Annotated in this window: 6 protein-coding genes, 4 pseudogenes and 1 riboswitch; of the genes and pseudogenes, 6 read left to right on the top strand and 4 right to left on the bottom strand. The window is 62.5% G+C overall.

Going from position 1 to position 8,247, the window contains the following annotated elements; genetic code table 11:
* Positions 1-612: 612 nt before the first annotated feature.
* Positions 613-977, top strand: a pseudogene (locus OC184_RS11595) (IS110 family transposase); the annotation flags it as partial.
* Positions 973-1,113, top strand: a pseudogene (locus tag OC184_RS11600) (NAD(P)H-dependent oxidoreductase); the annotation flags it as partial. The pseudogenes OC184_RS11595 and OC184_RS11600, both read left to right, overlap by 5 nt.
* Here the strand turns inward: OC184_RS11600 and OC184_RS11605 are convergent.
* Together OC184_RS11605 and OC184_RS11610 are read right to left on the bottom strand one after the other, a co-directional pair.
* Positions 1,111-2,274 (bottom strand): aminotransferase class V-fold PLP-dependent enzyme, encoded by a 1,164-nt coding sequence (locus OC184_RS11605; RefSeq protein WP_265507356.1) that lies wholly within the window; start codon positions 2,272-2,274, stop codon positions 1,111-1,113. The pseudogene OC184_RS11600 and the gene OC184_RS11605 overlap by 3 nt on opposite strands.
* A 97-nt stretch (positions 2,275-2,371) precedes the next feature.
* A pseudogene (locus OC184_RS11610) lies at positions 2,372-3,103 on the bottom strand (IS110 family RNA-guided transposase); the annotation flags it as partial.
* Positions 3,104-3,177: 74 nt separating this feature from the next.
* Here OC184_RS11610 and OC184_RS11615 point away from each other — a divergent pair.
* The 4 genes from OC184_RS11615 (at position 3,178) to OC184_RS11630 (ending at position 6,829) form a co-directional block, all read left to right on the top strand.
* Entirely contained in the window at positions 3,178-4,221 is a 1,044-nt protein-coding gene (locus tag OC184_RS11615; protein ID WP_265507357.1) for a transposase, read from the top strand.
* A gap of 138 nt (positions 4,222-4,359) precedes the next feature.
* On the top strand, positions 4,360-4,728 hold the full coding sequence (locus OC184_RS11620; protein ID WP_265507358.1) for a hypothetical protein: 369 nt from the start codon (positions 4,360-4,362) through the stop codon (positions 4,726-4,728).
* Between the two features lie 56 nt (positions 4,729-4,784).
* A complete protein-coding gene (locus tag OC184_RS11625; RefSeq protein ID WP_265507359.1) occupies positions 4,785-6,146 on the top strand; it encodes a PepSY-associated TM helix domain-containing protein in 1,362 nt (453 codons plus the stop codon).
* A gap of 58 nt (positions 6,147-6,204) precedes the next feature.
* A riboswitch (cobalamin riboswitch) is annotated at positions 6,205-6,423 on the top strand.
* 151 nt (positions 6,424-6,574) lie between these two features.
* Positions 6,575-6,829, top strand: a complete 255-nt coding sequence (locus OC184_RS11630) for a TroA family protein (RefSeq protein ID WP_265507360.1) — start codon at positions 6,575-6,577, stop codon at positions 6,827-6,829.
* 187 nt (positions 6,830-7,016) lie between these two features.
* Here the strand turns inward: OC184_RS11630 and OC184_RS11635 are convergent.
* Together OC184_RS11635 and OC184_RS11640 are read right to left on the bottom strand one after the other, a co-directional pair.
* A pseudogene (locus OC184_RS11635) lies at positions 7,017-7,687 on the bottom strand (helix-turn-helix domain-containing protein); the annotation flags it as partial.
* A 40-nt stretch (positions 7,688-7,727) separates the two neighbouring features.
* On the bottom strand, positions 7,728-8,015 hold the full coding sequence (locus OC184_RS11640) for a GNAT family N-acetyltransferase (protein ID WP_265507361.1): 288 nt from the start codon (positions 8,013-8,015) through the stop codon (positions 7,728-7,730).
* Positions 8,016-8,247 lie beyond the last annotated feature (232 nt).

Consider the following 8,247-nt stretch of genomic DNA (forward strand, 5'->3'; position numbering starts at 1 on the left):
CTATCGGTGCGCGTATTGCTCTGCGACCTGAGTTTACTATTACGCCTTCCTACCGCCGGTGGCGAGGCTCCACTTGCCGTCGCCGCTGGAAGGGCATTTGCAGGGTGCACTACTCTTAGCGATCAAGGGTTCTGTTGCACCGAAAGTTCCGCCTCTGCAGCCTGGATGGAGGAATATGGCGATCCTGACAAAGAAGAGGATGCCGCCCATCTGGTCGCTTACTCACCCCTGTATCAGGTCCGGCCGCGGGCGGAAGTTGCCTATCCGCCGATCTTGATCGACGCGCCCGCCCAAGACGATCGGGTCGATCCCGCACATGCCCCCCGCTTCGCAGAAGCTCAAGGAGGCAGGGCAGGACGTTATGCTTCGCACGAGCGAGACCGGAGGCCATGGCGGCGGCGAGACCAGCGATCGCGCGGCGACGGACATTGCACTTGAAGCGGCCTGTTCCCGGAAGGTGCTGGTCAGGTGATTTCCCAGCTTATACAATGGCTTAGATCCCATGATCGGGCTGTGAGCTGACTGGGTCGGTGGCCTCTCCCGCGGCATTCTCCGCTCGAGGGTTGCACCAGATTGGCTGGTGCCGAGCCTCAAGAATTGGGGAGAGACCAGATGAAGTGTAGCATGTTCATCGGGCTGGATGTCCATAAGGCAACGATATCGGTCGCGGTCGCACAGGGGAGCGTGGCGGTGAGGTCGGCCACTGGGGGACAATTCCACACCGCCCGGACCACATCCGGAAGCTGGTAGAGAAATTGGGCGCTGGTGGGCGTCACCTGCATCTCTGCTATGAAGCCGGACCATGTGGCTATGGCTTGCACCGCCAGCTTGTTGAACTGGGACATGACGGCATCGTGGTTGCCCCTTCACTCATTCCTGTAAAGAAGGGTGATCGGGTGAGGGCGGACCGTCGGGACGCAGTGATGCTGGCGAAGCTGCACCGGGCTGGCGAGTTGATGGCCGTCTGGGTGCCAGATGCGGACCAGCCCCGAACGGCACGGCGCGATGACCGGCGTGATGAAGGCGCAGATCGACTGGATACCGCTGTCTATGGGCGCGATCCGCTCAACGCAGGGTTGGACGCTGGCATTGATGCAGGTGTCGGTTTCGTCAGCCCACGCTTGCCCGCAATGCGGTGACGAAGCGATCAAGCTCGCTTTCCGTCATGTAGACATGTGGCGAGACGCGGAGGCCTTTGATCGGACCGACTTCGCGGTACTTGACATGCACCTGCCATGCCTCCCGCAGGATGCGCTCCAGTTTGCGCATGTCTTGGCCGTCGATTGAAAACAGCACGACAGCACCCAAAGAGGTGGGCTTGATCGGCGTATGCAGGCGAAACCCTGGAATGCTTCTGGCCTGATTGACCCAATGCAGCGTCAGCTCTTTCAGCCGGGCGTGCATGCGGGCGGCCCCAATGCGCTTGTGGAACGCGACGGCCGGCGCGATTCCCGATTGCACGGCCGAGCTGTAGGTTCCAAGATTCCAGTGATCGAATTTTTCGATCACTGGTAGCGGCTTATCAAAGGGCGCCATCAGCGGCCAAGTGTCGGCGATCCGGTTCTTGTTCACCACCAGCATGCCATTGCCGACGGGTGCGCCAAGCCATTTGTGCAGACTAGTGATGAAATAGTCGCAGCCCAGTCCCCGGAAGCTGACCGGCATCTGTGCAAAGGTCTGGGCGCCATCGATGACGGTCACGATACCGCGGCCCTGCGCCATGCGGCACAGTTCCTTCACCGGCAGCACGCGACCGGTCCAGTGGACCATATGCGTCAGATGCAGCACCTTGGTGCGTGAAGTAATGGCATCGGCATAGGCGGCAAGAATCTGGTCATCATCAGCCATCAGGTCGAATTTGGCCTCAACGACCTTGATGCCCTCGCGAGATTCGCGCTGCAGCCAGCCGGCGCGCGCGCTTGGGTAATTCCAAGGACAGATTACAACCTCATCCTGTGCCGCAAGCGGGATGCCGAAGATCGCCGTCGAAAGGCCTTCCGAGGAATTGCGGTTCAGGGCGATCTCATCGGCATCGCAATCGATCAGCTCCGCCAGATCCTGCTTGATGCTTGGCAAGGCCAGATCAATCTTGCTCCACATATTATAGTCAGGGTTCTGGCTGGTGAAGCGGATGGCTTCGATCACAGCCGCCTCGACGATTTTCGTCGGAGGGCTGACAGCCGCATTGTTCAGGTTCAGAAGCGGAGTTTGCAGCACATAAGCGTCGCGCACATCTCTCCAATCCAAGAAATCTTGCGCTATGATCGTGTTCACGACGTGTATCCTCTAAGTGTTCTGGTCGATCCTACCAGCTGGGTCCGAGAGACAATCTTCAACGTAGACTGGCAAACGAACTAAAATACTGATGAATGCGGCCACGAAGGCACAATGTGCGGAGCTGCCGCTTCCAGGCGATGTCTCGCACGGCCTTGGACAGCGGTTCGAGCCGAGCATGGAGCTTCGGGCTGACACGGGCCTGCATCCGGTAGCTCCAGGCGCCCTCGATCAGCGCGCGTCGGGCGAGACCGCTGCCCGCCTTGGTGATCCCACCCCGACGGGCGCTGGTGCCGCCGGAATGCTCAGATGGCGTGGGTCCGAGATGGGCCATCAGCTGCCGCGGATTGTCAAAACGATGGAAATCTCCGACCTCGGCCACCACCGTTACCGCGACGATGAATGCGACCCCGCGCATCGCCTGAACCGCCTCGGCCACCGGCGCCAGAGACCAGCCTGGGAAAAGGTCTGCGATCTGCCCCGTCAGACGCTCGACCCGCACCTCGGCATCCGCGACGGCATCAAGATGGTCCTGAAGGACGATCTGTTGCGCCGGATGCGTGAACCGCACCATCGCCAGCCAGCGCCGGTAGGGCCCGATCCAGTCCTTCTTGCCGGGATAGATCCGGCCATGCCGCAGCAGAAAACCCTGCAAGTGGTGGCGGGCCTTGCCTAGCACCCGTAGCGCGGTCGCACGCGCCCGAACCAAGTCGCGCATCGCCTCATGCGCCGCGTCCGGCACCCAGACCGCAGTCAGTTCGCCGGCACGGTGCAGCTTTGCCAGCATCACCGCGTCGCGGCGGTCCGTTTTCACCCGATCGCCCGACTTCACCGAGATCTGTATCGACCCAGTGGAATTCTGCTCATGCTACAGGGAGTAAAAACGTATCGATGAGTGGAGTATTGGAAGACGTCGTCAAACGATGGGCGGCCAAGCGCAAGTCGGCGCTGGTCATCGAGACCGTTCAGGGCAAGACCACGGTGGCGGAAGCCAGCCGCGGCTATGACCTCTCCCCCTCCGAGATCGAGGGTTGGATCGATGATGCCCGTCGGGGCATGGAGAATGCGCTGCGGGCAAACCCGCTCGATGTTCGGCAGGAATACATTAAGCAGCTCCGGGATCTGCAGGAGGCCTATGGCGAGGCCATGCTGGAGCTGCGCGCGCTAAAAAAGTTGGCGGCCCTCATGGTGAGCCTTCCTGTTCTGATTTCTGAAAGGCCCATGCCTTTCGGAAAGCAGAGCGGGGAGGGCGCAGCCTTGCCCGTGGCCCCGGCCGAGACTGTCACGGGGTCGGGAAGGCAGGGTGGTCCGGCCCGCAGCCCGGATCGGGGGAGGACACGGCCCGCCTGGACGAGACGCCCAATGGGCGGCGCCTGCCCCTTGACCGGCTCGGGCGGGATGCGTGGCGGACAGGAAAACAAAAAGGCTGCGGACGGGGGTGAGCGGGCGACAGCCCGTCGATCCCTTGGAACGACACATGGATCATCCCGGCCCGCGCCGCGCGCGGGCCTCTCCCGTGTCTTCTTCCTGCCGCAGCGGTCAGACGGGAAGGCAGCTATCTCTGGGCATCACCGGCAGTCTGCAACTGCCCGCCCGGTTGACCACAGGCTGACGCTCGATCCCTGTGGTCTCGCTTACAGCCCGGCTCGCGCCTTGCGCCTCCACTCCCAAAGTCGTTCCAGCACAAGGCTGGACAACCGGGCTACCCGCAAGCGATCGTCACCCAAAGGGCCGAGACTGGACCGCGGGACCGACTATTGCGGCCCCGCTCAGGCTGGCTCGGGACGAGATGGGCGGCGCGGGAAAAGCCACAAAGGAGGGGCAGGGGTCCAGGCTCGGGTGCAAGCCGGTGCAGCCGGCCGGAGCCTGGAGTATCCGTTGTTCGTCAAGCACCAGAAACAGTCTTTCTCGGCGAAAGCGGCCGTTCGTGCGTGGCGCCGCGAATGACCGTATCGAGCTCATCAGCAACATTCGAGTAAACTGCAGCGACTGCAGGTGCAGCGGAATGTACCAACGCTGCGGCCTTGACGCTCGAGGGGCAGATGAGCATCTTGCCCTGCAAGGCGATCCCGCGGATAAGGCGCCATGGGCTGCCTGATCCCCTTCCGCATCCTGTGCCTGACCTTGCTCACGATGGTCAGCCTGGCTTTTGCTTCGGCAACGGTCGTGCAGGGTGTGCCGACCCTCAGCGACGTGCGGCTTGAAGCTTATGTGCTCGCGGCGGGGTCTGTGGCTGACCTGTGCCTGCACGATGAGCCGCAGCACTCGCACCCCTCCCGTTGCTCCCTTTGCCATCTGATTGCCGGCTGCGACCTGCCCCCGGCGGACTTGCGCCTCATCGCGATCGAGCAACGGGTCGCTGCGGCCATCATCCGGCCGCAGATCGAACGCGCGACCCTGTGTCCACGAGATCCGGCAACGCCCCTGCGCGGCCCCCCTGTCCAGAACAGCTGATCCTCACGATTGGGCTTTTAAGCGCCGTCGCGGCGCCTTTTGACAGGTGATCTTCCATGCCATCCTCTCACCAGCCGTCCGGTCGGGCGGCACCCAATGCCTTGCGCCCGTTTCTGGTGCGGCTCCACTTCTACATCGGCCTCTTTGTCGGCCCCTTCCTGTTCATCGCGGCGCTCAGCGGGATGCTCTACGTCCTGACGCCCCAGATCGAGCAACGGCTTTATGCCGACGCGCTGTTCACAGACCAGACTGGTGCGGCGCAGCCCCTGACCGCTCAGGCCGAGGCCGCCCGCTCGTATTTGGATCACGCGCTGAACGTGTCTGCCGTTCGCCCCGCGCCCGCCGCAGGCCAGACGACCCGTGTACTTTTCTCCGACGCCACTCTCGGCCCGTCCGAGAACCGGACGATCTTTGTCGATCCCGTCACCCTGACCATCCGGGGTGACATGACGACCTATGGTACCAGCGGCATCCTGCCCTTCCGCACCACGCTGGATTACCTGCACCGCAACCTGATGCTGGGGGACTGGGGCCGCTACTACAGCGAAGTGGCAGCCTCCTGGCTGTGGGTGGTGGTTTTGGGTGGCGTGGCCCTGTGGGCGACGGGGCCGCGTCGGCGGCGCGCGGTTGCGGCAATGCCGCCCGCGCAGCGCCGCCGCTGGATCCACTCGTCCCTGGGCGTCACGGCGGGGGCCGGCCTGCTGTTCTTGTCCGTGACCGGTCTGACCTGGTCCCAGGCTGCCGGTGCCCGTATCGACAGCCTGCGCGGGGCTCTCGGCCTCGTCACGCCCTCCGTCAGCTTGGCTCTCGATGCGCCCGACACTGCGGTGACGCACGACCACCATCATCACCGGGCGCCGGACCTGACGGCGCGTGAGGATCGGCTGGCCGATCTTGATGCTGTCGCCGAGGCCGCACGTGCGGCGGGCATCGACTCGCCCTTTATGGAGATCCGGCTGCCAAAGCCCGATCAGGCGTGGTCGGTGCGGGAGTACGACCGCAGCTGGCCCACCCAGGTGGACGCAATCGCGCTGCACCCTAATACTCTGGACGTGACCAGCCGCGCCGACTTCGACAGCTTCGCGATCGTGTCGAAACTGATCCGATGGGGGATTGACCTGCACATGGGCGTCCTGTTCGGGCTGCCGAACCAGATCCTCATGGCGCTCATTGCCGCTGCGCTGATGGTCGCCATTGTCTATGGCTATGTTCTGTGGTGGCAACGCAGGCCCGCTGCGGGCGAGCCGCTTTCCACGGCGTGGTCACGGCTGCCGATCAAGGCGCGGATCACCTGGATTCTGGTGGCCTGCGCTGTCAGTTGGGCGCTGCCGGTGCTGGGCGTCAGTCTGGGCCTCTTTCTGGTGGTCGATCTGCTGCGCTGCCTGGCCGCCCATCAAGCGGCGAGACGTGTGTCCTGAGCAACTGCCTGACGTTTCAGGAGTGGCGACGTCTGCGTTGACGCCGCCGCCATTTCCGATCATCTCTTGGCGCGATGGTTCCCGTGTCGGCTAAGGTTCTGACCGGGTGAAAAGGGAATGCGGTGAGGAGTAGCCATCAGGCGCCAAATCCGCGACTGCCCCCGCAACTGTAAGCAGTAGCCAACCCCAGGATGCCACTGGCGCACAGCGTGTGCCGGAAAGGCGGGGAAGGCGCTGATCCGCAAGTCAGGAGACCTGCCATCATGACCGAGGCCAACCCGGGCGGGGTGCTTCGGAGAAAGACAGCATGTGCCGAAGCCCGGCAACCATCCAGCGTGACCGCCGGATGCAGCGGAGCCGGGGGTTAGCCTCGCCTTTGTTGATGCGCCTTCTTCAGCCCCGTCCTTCGTATCATGAAGGACGACACGATGACACGATTTTCCCTGATCGCGCTGCTGGTCCTAACGGCGGCACCCGCCGCCATGGCCGCGCCGGCAGACTATCCCCTGACTATCGACAATTGCGGGCATGAACTGACGTTCACCGCACGACCCGAAAACGTGGTGTCCATTGGGCAGGCCACGACCGAGATCCTCTACGCCTCGGGTCAGGCCGATCGCATGGCAGGCACCGCGCTGTGGTTCAACGCCGTCCTGCCGGAGTTTGCGGATGAAAATGATTAGGTCGAGCGGATCAGCGACAACATGCCCAGCTTCGAGGCAGTGGTGAACAAGCGCCCGAGCTTCGTGCCTGTGAACCGGCATGCAAAATTGGCTCTGGCGTGTATTTAGTGCAGACAAATCTTCGCGTCGCTACATTTCGGCAATCTTCACGGGAGGTTGCCCATGGCATCTGGAACGGATCGACAGGCACGAAGTACTTTTTCGTATCCGTGAAGCGAACTCCCAGCTCCCGCGGCGACAGGTCCGGCTCGCTGAGCGCCAGTTCCACGATCCGATCACGCACAGCATCGGGGATGCGGTTCCAGACCCGAGACGGCCGTGAGGGGCGGTCTTCCAAGCCTTCCGGGCCGTGTTCGACATATCGATCATACCACCGGTAAAAGGTCGTGGGCGGCACCCCGATCTGTGCCAAAGTCCGGCGCACCGGCAGGTGGGATTGCTCGACGATGCGGATGATCTCAAGCTTCTCGGAGGCAGGGTATCTCATGCGTGCTCGCCCCCAACCCCGGTAGTGTTTTTTTTGAGGATCCGGTTCTCAAGGGTGAGGTCGGCCACAACCTCCTTGAGCGCCAGTGCCTCAGCGCGCAGGTCCTTGACCTCGCCACTGGTCGCCTGGCGCGCCGTGTCACCGGCGAGGCGCTTCTTTCCAGCTTCGAGGAATTCTTTTGACCAGCTATAATACAGGCTCTGGGCGATCCCTTCGCGACGGCATAGCTCGGCAATGCTGTCATCGCCGCGCAGGCCAGCCAAGACAATCCTGATCTTCTCTTCGGCGTTGTGGATCTTGCGCGTCGCCCGGCGGATGTCTTTGACAGACCTGTCAGCCTCGGCTTTCGTCGTCACGGGTTTCTTGCTCATCTTCGCTCCATGAAGGCTACGATGAGCCAGAAACCCTCCGTCACGCAAACGGCCTAATCTGTTCCATGGGCGCTGACGCTAGACAGAGCTGTCTGCCATAGCCCTGGCCTTGGTATGCCTGCCAAACAGCCACATTGCTGACCAGCAGATGATCTGGCTCGGGCCTCAGGACGATGAGGCCGGCAAGGCTATCACCCACCGTAAGCACCCATACGCTGCCTGAGGCGACAAGCGCGGTATAGTCATCGGTCATTGGGGCAGGCTTGCAGCCAATTCTTTCGATGTAGTGCAAATAGGCTCCATCGACGATCTTCTCGATACTCCCCACGTCGTGATCCGTGGCCGACCGGATTATCGCCCGTTGCATTTTTCGTAGGTCCTCCAATGTGATTTTCAGCCTGGTATCAGCTCGACCGGCTGGAAAGGGACTCGAAGTTGCTCAACGCCATCGCCGCTCGCGATATCGAGCAGGCCTGTGAGTCTATGAAGTTGGCGCTAATCGAGGACCAGAAGCTGCTTTTGCAAGAGGGGTGGGGGCGGACAACGACCCCATGGCAGTG

The organism is Paracoccus rhizosphaerae, from assembly GCF_026162645.1.
GTDB classification, from domain to species: domain Bacteria; phylum Pseudomonadota; class Alphaproteobacteria; order Rhodobacterales; family Rhodobacteraceae; genus Paracoccus; species Paracoccus rhizosphaerae.